The sequence below is a fragment of the Hoeflea sp. EC-HK425 genome (genome assembly GCF_902498795.1).
Taxonomy (GTDB): Bacteria; Pseudomonadota; Alphaproteobacteria; order Rhizobiales; family Rhizobiaceae; genus Hoeflea; species Hoeflea alexandrii.
Genome location: NZ_LR701572.1, coordinates 3,136,261 through 3,152,291, shown reverse-complemented (window position 1 = coordinate 3,152,291; position 16,031 = coordinate 3,136,261). Strand labels below are relative to the sequence as shown.

12 protein-coding genes are annotated in these 16,031 nt (G+C 63.2%); 6 read left to right on the top strand and 6 right to left on the bottom strand.

What is annotated here, in order from left to right; all coding sequences use genetic code 11:
- Positions 1-64 precede the first annotated feature (64 nt).
- Both pgl and zwf read right to left on the bottom strand, forming a co-directional pair.
- Positions 65-787 carry a 6-phosphogluconolactonase gene (pgl, locus tag SPHINGO391_RS17910; RefSeq protein ID WP_152010116.1) on the bottom strand — a complete coding sequence of 241 codons (723 nt, stop codon included), beginning with the start codon at positions 785-787 and terminating at the stop codon, positions 65-67.
- Positions 774-2,249, bottom strand: coding sequence for a glucose-6-phosphate dehydrogenase (zwf, locus tag SPHINGO391_RS17905; RefSeq protein WP_152010115.1), 1,476 nt, complete (start codon positions 2,247-2,249; stop codon positions 774-776). The genes pgl and zwf overlap by 14 nt, the downstream gene beginning before the upstream one ends.
- Before the next feature lie 483 nt (positions 2,250-2,732).
- Between zwf and SPHINGO391_RS17900 the strand changes: the two genes are divergently transcribed.
- Both SPHINGO391_RS17900 and SPHINGO391_RS17895 read left to right on the top strand, forming a co-directional pair.
- A complete protein-coding gene (locus SPHINGO391_RS17900; protein ID WP_152010114.1) occupies positions 2,733-3,209 on the top strand; it encodes a type II toxin-antitoxin system antitoxin SocA domain-containing protein in 477 nt (158 codons plus the stop codon).
- On the top strand, positions 3,175-3,528 hold the full coding sequence (locus SPHINGO391_RS17895; RefSeq protein WP_152010113.1) for a hypothetical protein: 354 nt from the start codon (positions 3,175-3,177) through the stop codon (positions 3,526-3,528). The genes SPHINGO391_RS17900 and SPHINGO391_RS17895 overlap by 35 nt, the downstream gene beginning before the upstream one ends.
- Before the next feature lie 132 nt (positions 3,529-3,660).
- Here SPHINGO391_RS17895 and SPHINGO391_RS17890 read toward each other — a convergent pair whose 3' ends face one another.
- On the bottom strand, positions 3,661-4,947 hold the full coding sequence (locus tag SPHINGO391_RS17890; RefSeq protein WP_152010112.1) for an FAD-binding oxidoreductase: 1,287 nt from the start codon (positions 4,945-4,947) through the stop codon (positions 3,661-3,663).
- Positions 4,948-4,959: 12 nt separating this feature from the next.
- Complete coding sequence (locus SPHINGO391_RS17885; RefSeq protein WP_152010111.1) at positions 4,960-6,393, bottom strand: glutamine synthetase family protein; 1,434 nt, start codon at positions 6,391-6,393, stop codon at positions 4,960-4,962.
- Between the two features lie 306 nt (positions 6,394-6,699).
- On the opposite strand from SPHINGO391_RS17885, the gene SPHINGO391_RS17880 reads away from it, so the two are divergent.
- From SPHINGO391_RS17880 to SPHINGO391_RS17870, 3 genes are all read left to right on the top strand, one after another.
- On the top strand, positions 6,700-9,231 hold the full coding sequence (locus tag SPHINGO391_RS17880) for a methyl-accepting chemotaxis protein (protein WP_193217338.1): 2,532 nt from the start codon (positions 6,700-6,702) through the stop codon (positions 9,229-9,231).
- A gap of 1,049 nt (positions 9,232-10,280) precedes the next feature.
- Positions 10,281-10,673, top strand: a complete 393-nt coding sequence (locus tag SPHINGO391_RS17875; RefSeq protein WP_152010109.1) for a GFA family protein — start codon at positions 10,281-10,283, stop codon at positions 10,671-10,673.
- A gap of 430 nt (positions 10,674-11,103) precedes the next feature.
- Positions 11,104-12,303: a multidrug effflux MFS transporter gene (locus tag SPHINGO391_RS17870; RefSeq protein WP_152010108.1), complete on the top strand. Its 1,200-nt coding sequence runs from the start codon at positions 11,104-11,106 to the stop codon at positions 12,301-12,303.
- Positions 12,304-12,518: 215 nt separating this feature from the next.
- On the opposite strand, the gene SPHINGO391_RS17865 is transcribed toward SPHINGO391_RS17870, so the two are convergent.
- A complete protein-coding gene (locus tag SPHINGO391_RS17865) occupies positions 12,519-12,755 on the bottom strand; it encodes a hypothetical protein (RefSeq protein ID WP_152010107.1) in 237 nt (78 codons plus the stop codon).
- Positions 12,756-12,852: 97 nt separating this feature from the next.
- Complete coding sequence (aceA, locus tag SPHINGO391_RS17860) at positions 12,853-14,142, bottom strand: isocitrate lyase (protein WP_152010106.1); 1,290 nt, start codon at positions 14,140-14,142, stop codon at positions 12,853-12,855.
- A gap of 247 nt (positions 14,143-14,389) precedes the next feature.
- Between aceA and SPHINGO391_RS17855 the strand changes: the two genes are divergently transcribed.
- On the top strand, positions 14,390-15,829 hold the full coding sequence (locus tag SPHINGO391_RS17855) for an XRE family transcriptional regulator (RefSeq protein WP_152010105.1): 1,440 nt from the start codon (positions 14,390-14,392) through the stop codon (positions 15,827-15,829).
- Positions 15,830-16,031: the final 202 nt, after the last annotated feature.

The following is a 16,031-nucleotide window of genomic DNA, read 5'->3' as shown; positions in this document are numbered from 1 at the left end:
AGGGCCCCCAAGACTCCATGGGCCCTCTCGCCGCCCGGCCGCTGCCGGGCGCAGACTCGGACGCTCAGGGCGCCCAGTAGATCTCGACCGGCGTCTTCGCGTGCCGCAGCACCGCGCGCACTGGCATTTCGGCTTCAGGCCCGGCGCCAAGCGCCTTGGCCAGCACGGCCTTCTTCTGCTCCCCTTCTATATGGAGCACCAGAAGGCCCGCTTCCACGATCCGCGGCAGCGTCAGCGTCAGTCTCGGCTCTCCCGCGCCGGGCGCCTCGATCGCCATCACGCTTTGCGCGCAGGCGGGATCGGTAACATCCTCAAGCGTGGAACCGCCGGGAAAGAACGAGGCAGTGTGCCCGTCGGTTCCCATTCCCAGCACCACCACGTCGAACGGCAGCGCCAGCGCGTCGATCTTCTCCGAGGCGGCCTGCGCAACGGCAGCGGTTTCACCGGCAATGTTATAGAGAGGGACGAACCCGGCTTCCGCCGCCCGGTTCTGCAACAGGAACAGGCTCGCCAGCCGGTGGTTCGACCGCTCGTGCGCCGGCGGCACCATCCGCTCGTCCACCAGCGTCACCGTCACCTTGTCCCAGGCGATTGTCCGCTTCGACAGCGCCGCGAAGAAGGCTTTCGGCGTGGTCCCGCCCGACACGGCAAGCGTCGCGGTCCCGCGTTCACCGATCGCCATCGCCAATGCGCCCGCCACCCTGTAGGCCAGCGCCTCGGCCAGTTCCGCGCCATCGGCGAAACTCGAGTGCCTTATATTGGCCTGCGCAATCTCAGTCGCTTTCATGCCAAGTCCTGCCGTCGCGTTCGATCAGCGCAATCGCCTGGCTCGGCCCCCAGGTGCCCGCCGTATAGGGCTGCACCGTCTGCCCGGTCTCGGCCCAGGCGGTCAGGATCGGGTCGACCCATTTCCACGCGGCTTCCACCTCGTCGCGGCGCATGAACAGGGTCTGGTTGCAGCGGATGACGTCGAGCAGCAGCCGCTCATAGGCGTCCGGATTGCGCTCCTCGAACCGGTCGGCGAAGCTCATGTCGAGCGAGACGTGCCTCAGCCGCATGCCGCCCGGACCCGGATCCTTGATCATGATCCACTGCTTGACGCCCTCGTCGGGCTGCAGCCGCATCACCAGCTTGTTGGCGGTGATCCGCCCGGCACTCGGCCCGAAGATCGAATGCGGGATCGGCTTGAACGCCACCACGATTTCCGAAATCCGCTCGCTCATCCGCTTGCCGGTCCGGAGGTAGAACGGCACCCCGGCCCAGCGCCAGTTGTTGATTTCCGCCTTGATGGCGACAAAGGTCTCGGTATTGGAGACCCCGCCCTCGAGTTCTTCGAGATAGCCCTTCACCGCGCCGCCCGCCGAGGCGCCGGCCTTGTACTGCCCGCGCACGGTCAGAGTGTCGGCATTGGCTTCGGTAATCGGCCTGAGCGAGCGCAGAACCTTGAGCTTCTCGTCGCGCACCGCTTCGGCGTCCATTGAGGCCGGCGGCTCCATCGCCACCAGGCACAGAAGCTGCACCAGGTGGTTCTGCACCATGTCGCGGAGCGCGCCCGCCTTGTCGTAATAGCCGGCGCGGCCTTCAAGCCCCACCGATTCCGCCACGGTGATCTGCACATGGTCGATATGCGCCGAGTTCCACAGCGGCTCGTAAAGCGCATTGGCGAACCTCAGCGCCATCAGGTTCTGCACCGTTTCCTTGCCGAGATAATGGTCGATGCGGTAGATCTGCTCTTCCGTAAACACCTCGCCGATGGTCCGGTTCAGCGCCCGCGCCGATTCGAGGTCCCGCCCGATCGGCTTTTCCACCACGATCCGGGTCTCGCCGGTCACCAGACCGTTGGAGCGGATCTTTTCGGAAATGTCGCCGAACAGCGCCGGCCCGACAGCGAGATAGAACGCCCGGACCCGGTCCTGGCCCTCGTCAAGCAGCGCTTTCAGTTCCGGCCACCCCTTCTCGGACCTGGCGTCGACGGCAACGTAGAACAGCCGCTTGAGGAACGTCTCGACCTCGTCGTCGTGATATTCGCCCTTCTTCAGGTGCTCCTTCAGCGCATCTCGCGCGAAGCCGCGATACTCGTCATGGCTCATCTCCGAGCGCGACGCGCCGATGATCCGGGTCGGATCGGTCAGCTGGCCAGCCATCTGCCGGTGATACAGCGCCGGCAACAGCTTGCGCTCGGCAAGGTCCCCGGTGCCGCCGAAGACGACATAGTCAAACGGGTCGACCGGAATGATGATCTGGCTCATTGCATGGCATCCTGTCCGTGAACGGTGGCTTTCTCATAATCTAATCGATTAGATAAAGCTAGGGCTGAGAAGGGCGGCCATCTGGTTTTGTTGTCCCTCGGCTGCCCACGTGATCGGGATTTCACCTCAAGATCCCAGTCAGGGAACTAGCAGATAGGCTGCTGAGCCGGCGCATTGTTCAGAGCGATGAAACGTGTGTCGCCCGCGCTACCCATCGAAGCATATTAAAGCATCATGCCTATTGGCTAAAATTACCAATATGGGCCGACGTGTTATCATGACCATTGTGGATTCTGTGCATAACTCCTACATTGTTGCATAGAATGACGTTCCTAAAGCAGGACCATGCGGGTTGTTTCGTTAGCAAAAACTGCGGTGGCAATGGTGCCCATTGGCATCATGAGAAAAATCAGATCGATCTAATTGGCATGTTGTTTCTGAGGTTGAGAACCGCAATACGGCGGTGAAAGTGAGGTGAGAAGCATGTATTCTGTTTTGCAGGTGGCTGATGCTATTCTCAAAATCGCCAAGAATGATAGTAAGCGGCTAACTCCGCTCCAGCTTATGAAGCTGGTTTACATAGCGCATGGGTTCTATTTGGCGATGCGCCACGGAAGCGATCTCTTTCAGGAAGAAATTGAAGCGTGGAAGTATGGGCCAGTTATTCCAGAGCTTTATCAGGCAACTAAGAAATTTGGTCGTGAACCGATTCCTTTAGATATGATTGGTGATGAGCCTTCTGGTATCAGTGACGCTGATATGGATTTCTTGCGTGACGTGTATACTAAATATGGGCATCTTAGCGGAATCGCGCTTTCTAGCTTAACGCACAAGCCAGGAACGCCATGGCAACAAGTATATGATGGATTCTTTGGTACCGAGATTCCTGATAAAATTATTCGAGAGCACTACGAAAAGATTGTAAATGGACAAAGTACCTCCACCGCCTCCGGGAATTGAGAGCCCGCCCAAATGGGCGGATGACGGCAAGGCGAACAAAGAAGAGGAAAACTGGCCTAATGAAAGTGCCTTGAAAGGCCAAAAGGCCAAGAACAGCATGTGGGCTTTGAAGGCTGTTGGCGTTGTCACAGTCCTGTTAATATTCTTTTTTGTGATTGTTTTTGTTTGTTCTTTGTCGTTCTGGCTATTTCACCAAATGGCGCCAACGTACTGGCATTGGTTGAATGAAGCACAGCTATCGAAGATTCAATCGGTTATTTTTAGTGGAGCGATCGGTGCAATCGTCTCCGGTTATGTGCAAAAGCATATTTCAGGATAACTTTCAGAAAACTCCAAGATTGTTTTGGAGCAAGGTAAGGAGGCAATTACGATTTTTTGGTTCTTGTTCAAGTGCACTATTCCACGCTGCCGCTAACAGATCCGATATGTTCCATCGCTTACCCCACCCGTTCTAGAACCGGTCCCTAAGCGAAAACCACGTCAGCGCCAGAAACAAGAGCGGCTTTCGGAAGCGGTCGCCGCCGGGGAAGGGGCCGACCTTGAGGTTGCGCATCACCTCGAGATCCTCCGAACCACCCAGCACATGGTCGGCATAGAGCTTGCCGCAATAGTTCGACAGCATCACCCCGTGGCCTGAAAACCCGCCGATCGAGGTGACGTTTTTCATCACTTCGCGCACGAACGGCCGCCGCGACAGCGTGATCCCGACCGAGCCGCCCCAGGCATGGGTGATCTCGATGTCCTTCAGCGCCGGGTAGAGCTCGGCGATCTGCCGCCTGATGTGGCTCGAGATGTCGGTCGGATTGTCCGAGGTATAGGCCTCGCGCCCGCCAAACAGCAGCCGCCCGTCGGCACTCTTGCGGAAGTAACGCACCACGAAGCGCGAATCGTCGACCGATTCTCCGCCGGGGATCACCGGGCTGTCATCGCCCAGCGGCACCGTGGCGCCGATGAACGAGCGGATCGGCATCACATGCGCCGAGGTCACCGGCTCCAGCCCGTCGATGAAGGCGTTGCAGGCAATCAGCGCGCGTCCGGCGACGATGTCGCCGGCATCGGTCTTCACCGTCACCTTGCCGCCGGCACTGGCAATGCCTCGTGCCCGCGTATTCTCGTGCAGCCGCGCCCCGGCTTGAGAGGCAGCCCGCGCCAGCCCGACCACGTATTTCAGCGGATTGATGTGGCCCGTCCCCGCGTCATGGGTGCCGCCGTGGTAGCGCGTCGAACCGAGTGCCGCGGCAAGCTGCTCGCGGTCAAGAAACCGCAGGCCCTCGTAGCCGTACTCCTCGGTCATGATTTTCACATGGTCGCGGTAATCCTTGACGTAACCTGGCTTGTGCGCCGCCGAGATCTGGCCCGGGCGGAAATCGGCGTCGATGTTGTGGGTTGCGGAAAAGCTGAGCAGATGCATCTTCGCCCGCTCGGCCACGGCAAACTGCGCCTTGGCGTTGTCGCGGCCGAAATCCGCCTCGCTCTCCTCCACCCAGGCCCGCTGTCCGGTGCCAAGCTGCCCGCCATTGCGGCCCGAGGCGCCGTCGCCGAAGCGCGCGCCCTCGATCAGCACCACGTCCTTGCCGCTTGCGGCCAGGTGATAGGCCGCCTGCAGCCCGGTGAAACCGCCGCCGACGATGACGACGTCGGCAGTTGTGGCTCCGGGCAGGGAGGCGTAGGGGGGACGCTCGCCGAGCGTGGCCTCATAGAACGAGACGCCCGGTGCAATGGGGCTTTGGTAGGTCATGGCTTGCATTTCTCAGACGTTGAGCAGCAGGAACTCGCGTTCCCACGGGCTGATCACCTGCATGAAGGTTTCGAATTCGCCGCGCTTGACGCCGGCATAGGTGTTGATGAACTCCTGCCCGAATACTTGGGCAAAGCCGGACTCACTTTCAAGCAGCGACACCGCTTCTAGCAGTCCGCGCGGCAGGTCGACCGAGCCTTCGTTGACGGTCTGGTAGGCCGGGTCGCTCGGCACCAGCCCGTTGACCATGCCGAGATAGCCGCAGGCCAGCGACGCCGCCAGCGCCAGGTAGGAATTGGCGTCCGACGATGGCAGCCGGTTCTCTACCCGCCGCGCCACCGGTTCGGAATGCGGCACCCGGAAGGCGGTCGTCCGGTTGTCGTAGCCCCAGGCATTGTTGACCGGGCAGGCCATGTCCGGCGTCAGCCGCCGGTAGGAATTGACATAGGGCGCCATCATCACCAGCGCCTTGGGCACGTAGTGCTGCATCCCACCGATGAAGTTAAAGAAGGCTTCGCTCGGCTCGCCGTCGGCTTTCGAGAAGACGTTCTTGCCGGTCTTGGCATCCACCACCGACTGGTGGATATGCATCGCCGATCCGGCATATTGCTGCATCGGCTTGGCCATGAAGGTGGCGTACATGCCGTGCTTGATCGCCGCCTCCCGGATCGTGCGCTTGAACAGGAACACCTGGTCGGCAAGCTCCACCGGGTCGCCGTGGCGCAAGTTGATCTCGAGCTGCGCCGGGCCCTCCTCGTGGATCAGCGTGTCGATCTCCAGCCCCTGCTTGTCGGAGAAGTCGTAGATGTCGTCGACCAGCTCGTCGAACTCGTTGACGCCGGCGATCGAGTAGGACTGCCCGCCGGTGATCGTCCGGCCCGAGCGGCCCCTGGGCGGCTTCAGCGGGTAATCCGGGTCGTCCGACTGCGCCACCAGGTAGAATTCGATTTCAGGCGCCACCACCGGCTTCCAGCCGCGCTCGGTGTAGAGCTCGACCACCTTCTTGAGCACGTTGCGCGGCGTGTAGCTGACCGGGTCGCCCTTGGTGGTCACCATGTCGCAGATCACCTGCGCCGTCGGGTCGGTTTCCCACGGCACCACCGACAGTGTCGACAGGTCCGGCATCAGCTTCAGGTCGCCGTCGAGCGGATCATAGCGGAAATCGCCGGTCTCCTCGGGGTATTCGCCAGAGATCGTGTGCCGGAACACCGCCGAAGGCAGCGACAGCGAGGTGTTGGAGGTGAATTTCGACGACGGCATCATCTTGCCGCGCGCCACGCCGGCGAAATCCGGCGTGATGCACTCGATGTCCTCGATACCGCGAACCCTGAGCCACTCGCTGGCCTGGGTCCAGTTTTCGACGCCGCGCTTGATGTCGAGAAATTTGGGCGCGGCGGGTTGCGCCGGTTTTGCTGAAGCGGGTTTGCCGGACTTGCGGGAGGCCATAAATCACCATGGGTTTGTCAGTAATGCCGCGATCATAGAGGTTTTTCCGGCTGGCGCCAGCGTCCCGCCCGCGACCTGTTTGCAGTGCGGCAGCCCCAGCCGACCTCACATTGCGCGACGCTGGTCCGAGAAACCTGCGATCCACCTCCGGATTTCGCAGATGTACGTTCAGGTTGCTTTAACCCTGTTCTGCCAGCATCTGACGAAAGGGCATTCCGTCCGCCGGTGCCCGTCCCGACGGCTTGCATGATGCAGCTCCTCGCCCGGACGGCGATGTCCGTGTATTTTTATCGTGCAGGTATTTTCATGATCATCGACCGTTTGCTCGCCCGCTTTTCCATCCAGACCAAGGTGGTCGTCTTCATCATTCCCCTGATTGCGGGAATGGCGGGACTTGCCGCGATCAACCTGTACACCGGCAATCTGCTCGGCGCCCGTCTCACCGGCACCAATGCCAGCATCGAGACCCTGAGCGGTTTCAAGGAAGCCTATGCCGGCATGACCAATTTCCTCCATGACCAGAGCGAGGAGAAGCGCGCAGCCGTGATGCAGAGCCTCGACGCCCAGTTGCAGCGGGTCGAAAAAGTCCTGGAGCTGGCCGAGACCGAGACCGAATCCGCGGCCCTGACCCGATCCCGCACCGTGGCTGAAGCCCTGCGCGCCGATGTCGATGCGCTCTGGAGTCTGCACACCGAAGTCACCGGCATCTACGGCGCCTTTGACGAGACGCTCAGTGAGCTCGACAACGTCCGCGGCCGCCTCAACGCCACCATTGACACCGTCGGCCAGGAACTGGCCCAGGCCGAGGACGAGACCAAGACCCTGTTGCGCGCCGCCGACCAGCTCGGCAACGGCGCCCAGGCCATCGTCGCGATCTCCAGCGCCATCTCGTCTGCCGCCACGCCGGAAGAGGCCTTTGCTGCCGCCGACGAGCTCAAGCGCGACATCCGCAAGATGAGCCGCGATCTTCCCAAGGTCATTCCCGAGACCAAGCCGGCGCTCAAGAGCCTGCTGAGCGACAATCTCGATGGCCTTCTCGCCGTCGAGAAGGCCGGTGTCGTCTCCGAGGCCGGCATGATCGAGCTGCAGAAATACGCCAACGCGCTGCGTCCCTCGGGCATCATGCTGCAGGGCCTCGCCTCCCAGGTCGCCCGCGAGGCCACCCTCAGGTTCGGCCAGCTCGATGCCGACATCCTCATGGGCCAGCAGATCGTCAGCGACAGCCGCGATTTTCTCGCCCATCTCTCCGTGCTCGAGCTGTCGATCGTCCATTTCCTCGGCCAGCCCGACGAAACCCGTGGCGAGGATGTCGCCGCCAAGCTCAGCCGTGTCGATCAGAGCATCCAGCTGATTGCCTTCTCCAATGGCGGTGAGACCGTCATGGAAGCCATCGGCGAGGTCTGGAGCGCCAAGTCGGTCACGATTCCGGCGCTGATGGCAGAACTGATCGAGAAGACGCAGGCCGAGACCAGCCTGTTTATGGCCGCCTCCGAGCGCATCGACGAGGCCTGGAGCAGCGTTCTGGCTTTCACCTCAAGCCAGCAGCAGGGCGCCGAAGCGGTCAAGGACCGCGCCGAGGGCATCACCCTTTCGGCCGCTCTCGTCGGCGGCGCCTTTGGCCTTGTTGCCGCCTTCATGCTGATCGCCGCGCTCAAGGGCCCGATCCGCCGCCTGGTCCGCGCCATGGGCGATGTCGCCTCCGGCGATCTCGATGTCGCCGTCACCGACTCGGCCCGCGCCGACGAGATCGGCGAGATGGCCCGCGCCCTCGACGTCTTCAAGATGAACGCCATCGACAAGATCCGCATCGAGGGCGAAAGCGAGAAGGAACGCGAGATGGCCGCCCGGGCGCGCCAGCAGTCCGACACCGAGAAGGCTCAGGCCGACGCCCAGGTCCGCTTTGCCGTCGAGCAGCTCGGTGCTGCGCTGCGCGATCTCTCCCAGGGCAACCTGGTCTCCACCATCGACACCCCCTTTGCCGGTGAACTCGACAGCCTGCGGCTCGATTTCAACGGCTCCATCGAGCAAATGCGCGACGCGCTCAGCCAGATCCGCGACAATGCCGCCTCGATCAGCTCCAGCAGCGGCCAGATGCGCTCCGCCGCCGATGATCTCGCCCGCCGCACCGAGCAGCAGGCAGCCTCGCTTGAGGAGACCGCTGCTGCCGTCGACGAGATCTCGGCCACCGTGCGCACCGCCTCGAGCCGCGCGTCGGACACCGACAAGCTGGCCGGCGACACCGCCAATGACGCCCGCGCCTCGGGCCAGATCGTCGCCCGTGCCGTCGACGCCATGAGCCGCATCGAGGAGGCCTCGGGCAAGATCGACAGGATCATCGGCGTCATCGACGAGATCGCCTTCCAGACCAACCTGCTGGCGCTCAATGCCGGTGTCGAGGCGGCGCGTGCGGGCGAAGCCGGCAAGGGCTTCGCCGTCGTCGCCCAGGAGGTCCGCGAACTGGCCGGCCGCTCGGCCAACGCCGCCAAGGAGATCAAGGAACTGATCGCAGCCTCCGGCGAGGAGGTCCGCTCCGGCGTGTCCCTGGTCGGCGAGACCGGCGAGGCCATAACCCGCATCATCGCCCGCATCGAGGAAATCTCCGAGCATGTCGGCGCCATGGCCACCGCCAGCCGCGAACAGTCGACCGGCCTTGCCGAGGTCAACACGGCGGTGGGCCAAATGGACCAGATGACCCAGCAGAACGCCGCCATGGTCGAACAGACCAACGCCTCGAGCCACACGCTCGCCCAGGAAGCCGCCGAACTCACCGCGCTCGTCGCCAAGTTCCGCCTCGACCTGGAAGAAGGGCGCACCGCCGGACAGAACCGGGCTGCGTAACGGCGCAGGCCGCCGAGCCCACCTGATCTCCCCCCTTGCGAGGGAGATGTCGGCATCGCCGACAGAGGGGGGTATCGCTCCGGATCCGATGTCTGCGGCCTCACCCCCCATCTGCCCTGTCGTGCATTCCCAGCCAAAACTGTAAACCACCTATCCGGTCTGCTGTGTAAATGACCTATCAGCTGGACGAATCTATGACTTAGCTGACGCCAAGCTCATGATTTCGCATTCTCCCCCACCAGGGGGGAGAAGGTGTCCGCCGCGAGATTCCCACGCCAAAATCCCCCCTATTTCTTCCACACCCTCCACCCCCATGCAACACTCATCCCGCTCCCGCCGCCGGATGGATCGCAAACGTTTCGGTCCAGGCGGGAGGAAGGCCTTCCGAAGCTGTCGTAACGTGCGGCAGGTGGAGGGAGGAGGCAGTGCACCGGCATTGCTCCGCTGGCAGATCTCTCGTCCCTCCCGGGCGGGCGCCTGACCAGCCACCGGAGAAATCCTTGCCCTCTGTGCCGGCCCGCGCCGGCCGGCAGCCGGGGCGGGGGTGGAAACGGGCCTGTGGCGGGCCGTCTTGCGGATGCGGGGAGGGGCGTGGCGTTCAAGCGCCGCCGCCCTGGCGCCCCCGCATCGCGAACGCAAGGCCAAGCCCGTGTCGGAGAATGCCGCACGCCGTTTACGGCGGCCCGTGTCCGGGCAGCCAAAAAGCGGCACGCCCTGCCTGTCGGACGTGGACACCGTCCGGCGAGACTCGGGTCTGCGCGCGTGTTGCGCCACCCCGTGCATGCGCCTCGCATGCACACCCATACCAACCATCTTCAGAGGCGTCAGCCCGCGCGCGGCCCTCCGGACCCGATCTTTCTTTCCAAACCCCGGCGGCATCCCGCGCGGGATCGCCGGCGGCCGCCAGTCCGTAAGCCGTGGCCTACACAATTCCTCTTGACCGGACACCGCACCCCGTCGATTGCCCCCCCCGTTTGCAAGCCCGGCGCAATCGCCGGTAGACTTCGGCCAGGGCAATGCCGGCAATTGCCGGGTGAGGAGGCTCTGACATGACAAACATCACCGGCGGCTGCCTCTGCGGCAGGGTCCGCATCACCGCATCGGGCGAACCTGACCGGGTCGGCCTCTGCCATTGTTTCGATTGCCGCAAGCACCACGGCGCCCTGTTTCACGCCTCCGCCATCTTCCGCGAAACGGCGGTCGTGGTCGAAGGCGAGACGCGCCACTACCAGGGTCGGCATTTCTGCCCCGAATGCGGCTCCTCGGTCTTCAGTCGCTCGGGCGACGAGATCGAAGTCCATCTCGGCGCGCTTGATCAGCCCCACCGGTTCACACCCACTTACGAGCTCTGGACCCTGCGCCGCGAATCCTGGCTGCCGCCGTTCCCGCTCGCGCAGCATTACGCGCGCGACCGCGACGAGGAAAGCCGGGACGAGGCGTAGCTTCCGGGCAACACGCTACGTCAAAACCACCGCGAGGTTGGCACGGACATGCTTTGCAGCACATCAAAACGCGGCTAGGTTTCCTCAAGCCCCAATCGCGGGAGTACTTGTCGTGACCAGTTTTCCATTGATCCGGTAGCTCCGGCGGAATTTCAGGCTCTGGCCAGGCGGAGGGTGTTAGCCTTCTGTCCCGGGTCATTTGCCGAATTCCGCCTGCACTCCGCCAGAATTTTGACAGCCCCCCGGCGGTCAAGCGACTGACCCGGCGATGGTGGCCGCTGTCCTGTGACCCCTATCATGGGATGGAAGCCGCCGCGCCGGACCCCAACCGGCTGATGACGTTTTCTGTCAGCACAATTCGATAACAGGGCGACGCATCCCGATGGTTTGCGCAGGCGCCGTCCTCCGTTTTCTTGAAGAGGTTTTTCGAATGTCTCCCTTCGTTCGCTCCGCGGTCGTGCTCGGTCTGTTGTGCGCCACCGGCCCGCTCGCCATCGACATGTTCCTGCCCGCGCTTCCCACCATTGCCGGCAGTCTGAACAGCACCATTGCTGCAGCACAGCTCACCATCATCGCCTATTTCATCGCCTATGGCCTGGCCCAGATGGTCTATGGCCCGGTGGCCGACATGGTCGGCCGCAAGCCGCCGCTGATCGCCGGCCTCGTGCTGTTTGCAGCCGGCTCCATCGGCTGCGCGCTGGCGCCGGACATGAATTCGCTGGTCGCAGCTCGCGTGGTCCAGGCGCTCGGCGGGGCCGCGGCCATGGTGATCCCGCGCGCCATCATCCGCGACATGCACACCGGACCCCAGGCCACACGGCTGATGGCGCTGGTCATGTTGATCATCTCGGTTTCGCCGATGCTGGCGCCGCTCGCCGGTTCCGGCATCATCGCGCTGTCGGGCTGGCGGGCGATCTTCGCCACGTTGGCAGTGGCAGCCGCGCTCAGCATTGCCGTCACCCTGCTGCTGCAGCCTGAAACGCTCAAGCCGGAGCACCGCGTGCCGGTGCGTCTCTCCGCGCTGCTCTCGGGCGTTTCGAAGCTGCTGCGCGATCCGGTGTTCATGGGGCTGACCTTCGTCGGCGGCTTCGGCATGGCGAGCTTCTTCGTCTTCCTCGCCTCCGCCTCATTCGTCTACACCGGCCATTACGGGCTCACGCCCACCGGCTTCAGCCTGGCTTTCGCCGCAAACGCCGCGGGCTTCTTCACCGCCACCCAGCTCGCCGCCACGCTCGGTGAGAAGTTCGGAGCCGACCGGGTGGTCAACCGGGCGGTGACCGGCTTCATGGGGTTCACGCTGCTGCTGGTCGGTCTGGTCTGGTTCGGCATTGACCAGTTCGCCCTGCTGGTCGGCCTCTTGATCTGCGCCAATGCCTGCCTCGGCCTGGTCATTCCCACCGCGATGGTGATGGCGCTCGATGACCATGGCGATATCGCCGGCCTTGCCTCTTCGCTCGGCGGCATGCTGCAGATGCTGGCGGGCGGCGTGATGACCATGCTCGCCGGGCCCTATTTCAACGGTACCCCGCTGCCCATGGTGGTGGCCATCGCCATTGCCGCGGTGCTCGCCTTCGCGGCCATGCGCTTCACCGCGAGCGCCCGCACGCGCCGTCCGGTGGCGCCCGCCTGATTGCAGCAGGCATCATCATCAACCAACAAAAAACCCGCCGGGGTGAAGCCGCGGCGGGAATTTGGTTGCCTGTGAAGGCAAATCCGGAAAACAGGGACTTCCGGAACCGGGAGCAGGGTCTTCAGGCTCGAACGCGCGGCCTGGAGTTCCCCGTTGAGCAATTCCAGCGAAACTGGGAACCGGTTTCGCGTCCGGAATTGCTTGAAACTTTATCTTCAACGGCCCTGGGTCACGATCACCGGGATCAGCAGGTCACCCCAGTTGCCCTCGCCGCCATGGTGGCGGGCCGAGCGGACGAGTTCCACCGAAACGCCGGCATCGACGGCCTTCATGACCGAGTGGTTGAGACGGTGCAGGTCGTTGGCGAGCATGCGGATTGCTGCCTGCTGGTCGGAATCCATTGCCGAAGATTGCTCTTCTGCTCTTTCCTTGACGCGGGTCTGGGGTGCCATTTGTATTTCTCCTCTAGCGGGGTTTGTGATCGGATCGTCTGTCGTGTCGGGGTTCTCACCCGCCCGTCAGATCCGGGCGGGTGAGGCAGTGCCTGTGTTATTCAGCGGCCGGCTTGAACTGGGCCGATTCCGTGGATTCGCCCATCGCGGTGGTCGAGGACTTGCCGCCGGTGATCGCCATCGAGACGGCGTCGAAGTAACCGGTGCCGACTTCGCGCTGGTGCTTGGTCGCGGTGTAGCCGTTGACCTCGGACGCGAATTCCGCTTCCTGCAGCTCCGAATAGGCCGACATCTGCCGGTCCTTGTAGCCGCGCGCCAGTTCGAACATGCCGTAGTTGAGCTGGTGGAAACCGGCCAGCGTGATGAACTGGAACTTGTAGCCCATGGCGCCGAGCTCTCGCTGGAACTTGGCGATGGTCGCGTCGTCCAGGTTCTTCTTCCAGTTGAACGAAGGCGAGCAGTTGTAGGCCAGCAGCTTGCCCGGATGCTCCTTGTGCACGCCCTCGGCGAACTTGCGGGCCTGCTCGAGATCCGGCTTAGAGGTTTCGCACCAGATCAGGTCGCAATGCGGCGCATAGGCGTTGGCGCGGGCGATGCAGGCATCGAGGCCGTTCTTGATGTTGTAGAAGCCTTCGACCGTGCGGCCGGCGTCGTAGTCGACGAACGGACGGTCGCGCTCGTCAATGTCCGAGGTCAGAAGCTTGGCGGCTTCCGCGTCGGTGCGGGCGATGACCAGCGTCGGAGTGCCCATGACGTCGGCAGCCAGGCGGGCGGCGTTGAGGTTGCGGATGTGGGCTGCGGTCGGGATCAGGACCTTGCCGCCCAGGTGGCCGCACTTCTTTTCCGATGCCAGCTGGTCTTCGTAGTGAACGCCCGCGGCGCCGGCTTCGATGAAGGCCTTCATGATTTCGAACGCGTTCAGCGGTCCGCCGAAACCGGCTTCCGCGTCGGCGACGATCGGTGCGAACCAGGTGTCGACCGAAAGCCCGTTGCCTTCGGCGTTCTCGATCTGATCGGCGCGCTGCAGCGTCTTGTTGATGCGCTTGGCAAGCTCGGGAGCTGCATTGGCGGGATAGAGCGACTGGTCGGGATACATCGACGAGGCGGTGTTGGAATCAGCGGCAACCTGCCAGCCCGAGAGGTAGATCGCCTTGAGGCCGGCGCGAACCTGCTGCATGGCCTGGTTGCCGGTCATGGCGCCCAGCGCGTTGACGAAGTCTTCCTCGTGGATCAGCTTCCAGAGCCGGTTGGCGCCCATCTCGGCGAGGCTGTACTTGATGTTGACCGAACCGCGAAGCTTCTGCACGTCTGCCGGGCTGTAGGGACGTTCGATGCCGTCATAGCGGCCTTCGGGTGCGGTTGGAACGAGGTTGTAAAAATCAGTCATGACGTCTCTCCGGTCAAGGTATGTTGCTGTCCAGCGAACCAGCTTGGGAGCCCTTTGTCCGCTTTCGATGTGACTGAATTTACATTGCGCTGCACATGAAGCCGAGAAAATTCAACAATTCCAGCCGATAATTGAGGTCAACCTGTCTTGTGTTTGACAAAACCCACGTGTAAATTTGTCACAATTGTAAAAGAGAAACCTCTGCGGACTGCGACGAAAGTCTGTAAAAACCTGTAAAGATCGTGCGATGGCTGAACAGAAGATATTTGCCGGTCCGCGCATTCGCCGGATCCGCAACGCCAAGGGCCTGACCCAGACGGCGATGGCCGAGGCGCTCGGGATTTCGCCGTCCTATCTCAATCTGATCGAGCGCAACCAGCGTCCGCTGACTGTTCAGCTGATCCTCAAGCTCTCTTCGGTCTACAAGGTCGATGCCGAGGAACTGCAGGGCGAGGGCGGCGGCACCACGCTCGCAAGCCTCAAGGAGGTCTTCGCCGATCCGCTCCTGACCGGGGAGCTGCCGGGCGACCAGGAAGTCATCGAGATCGCCGAGGCCGCGCCCAATGCCAGCGCCGCCATCTTGAAGCTTCACCGCGCCTACCGCGAGCAGGCCGAGCGTCTGTCGGACCTCTCCGCCATGTTGGCGCGCGAGGGCCACAGTCCTGCCTTGTCGGGTGCACAACTGCCCATGGACGAGGTCCGCGAGGTTCTCGAGAACCGCCCCAATCATCACCCGGCGCTGGAGGAGGAGGCGGAGGCCTTTCACAGCCTGCTCAAGCCCGGCGATGACCTGATGGGCGCGCTCAAGGCCTGGCTCAGGACCGAGCACGGCGTTGTCGTCCGTTCGCTGCCGGTCGCCACCATGCCCAACTGGCGCCGCCGCTATGACCGCCATTCGCAGCGCCTGTTCCTGTCCGAACGGCTGTCGCCGTTCGACCAGCTGCGCGAGGTCGCCATGGAAGCCTCGCTGATCCGCATGAATGTCGCCATCGCGGCCGGGATCAACGATCTCAAGCTGTCGAGCGACGAGGCCCGCCGCATCGCCCGTTTTGAGCTCGCCCGTTATGCGGCCCACGCGCTGATGATGCCTTATCAGGCCTTTCATGCCGCGGCCCAGCGCGCCCGCTACGATATCGATGTGCTCAAATCCCGCTTCGGCGTGTCCTTCGAGCAGGCCGCCAACCGCGTCACCACACTGTGCCGGCCGAGCCTTTCGGGCGTTCCGTTCTTCATGCTCGAGGTCGATGTCGCCGGCCATCGCTTCCGCCGTGCCGGGGCGCAGGGCTTTCCGCAACAGCGCTTTGGCGGCAATTGTCCGAAACTGTCGATCCACGCGGCCTTCTCGCAGCCCGCGCAAGTGCTGGTCGAAGCTGTTGAAATGCCCGGCGGCGCCGAGTTCCTCACCATCTCGCGCACGCTTGAAGGTCCGCAGGGCGCCTTCTCCGAACGGCCGCGGCGTACCGCCATCCTGCTGGGCTGCGACATCGGTTTCCGCGACGAGATCGTCTATGGCGGCGCGCTGGCGATGACCGGCGGCAAGACATCGCAACCGGTCACTATTGCCGTCGGCCCGGCCTGCCGCCTTTGCGAGCGCGCCGGTTGCCTCGCCCGGGCCGAACCGCCGATCACCCGGCCGCTCGGGCTTGACGAGATGGTGACCGGGTTGTCCGCCTTTGATTTTCAGTGACATCGGCATCGCTCCACGCTGCCCCGGCAGCCGCGGGGCGAAGCGCCCCCAAGGGAACAAGTGCGTCGCAGCAATTTGTCGCCGGCCTGCCCGGAAATGCCTTGATCACCTCTTGTGCAACCTGAGATTCCGCCTAAAGTTGGGTCATCCGCCGCACCCGGCCATCAAAGGCCGGGACGTGGAAGCCCCCGCTACGGCCTGG

Bases quoted from the DNA above. Each gene is read 5' to 3' on its own strand.
- SPHINGO391_RS17880 (WP_193217338.1), top strand. From the start codon at position 6,700: ATGATCATCGACCGTTTGCTCGCCCGCTTTTCCATCCAGACCAAGGTG.
- pgl (WP_152010116.1), bottom strand. From the start codon at position 787: ATGAAAGCGACTGAGATTGCGCAGGCCAATATAAGGCACTCGAGTTTC.
- SPHINGO391_RS17870 (WP_152010108.1), top strand. From the start codon at position 11,104: ATGTCTCCCTTCGTTCGCTCCGCGGTCGTGCTCGGTCTGTTGTGCGCC.
- SPHINGO391_RS17895 (WP_152010113.1), top strand. From the start codon at position 3,175: ATGGACAAAGTACCTCCACCGCCTCCGGGAATTGAGAGCCCGCCCAAA.
- zwf (WP_152010115.1), bottom strand. From the start codon at position 2,249: ATGAGCCAGATCATCATTCCGGTCGACCCGTTTGACTATGTCGTCTTC.
- SPHINGO391_RS17875 (WP_152010109.1), top strand. From the start codon at position 10,281: ATGACAAACATCACCGGCGGCTGCCTCTGCGGCAGGGTCCGCATCACC.
- SPHINGO391_RS17865 (WP_152010107.1), bottom strand. From the start codon at position 12,755: ATGGCACCCCAGACCCGCGTCAAGGAAAGAGCAGAAGAGCAATCTTCG.
- SPHINGO391_RS17890 (WP_152010112.1), bottom strand. From the start codon at position 4,947: ATGACCTACCAAAGCCCCATTGCACCGGGCGTCTCGTTCTATGAGGCC.
- SPHINGO391_RS17900 (WP_152010114.1), top strand. From the start codon at position 2,733: ATGTATTCTGTTTTGCAGGTGGCTGATGCTATTCTCAAAATCGCCAAG.
- SPHINGO391_RS17885 (WP_152010111.1), bottom strand. From the start codon at position 6,393: ATGGCCTCCCGCAAGTCCGGCAAACCCGCTTCAGCAAAACCGGCGCAA.
- SPHINGO391_RS17855 (WP_152010105.1), top strand. From the start codon at position 14,390: ATGGCTGAACAGAAGATATTTGCCGGTCCGCGCATTCGCCGGATCCGC.
- aceA (WP_152010106.1), bottom strand. From the start codon at position 14,142: ATGACTGATTTTTACAACCTCGTTCCAACCGCACCCGAAGGCCGCTAT.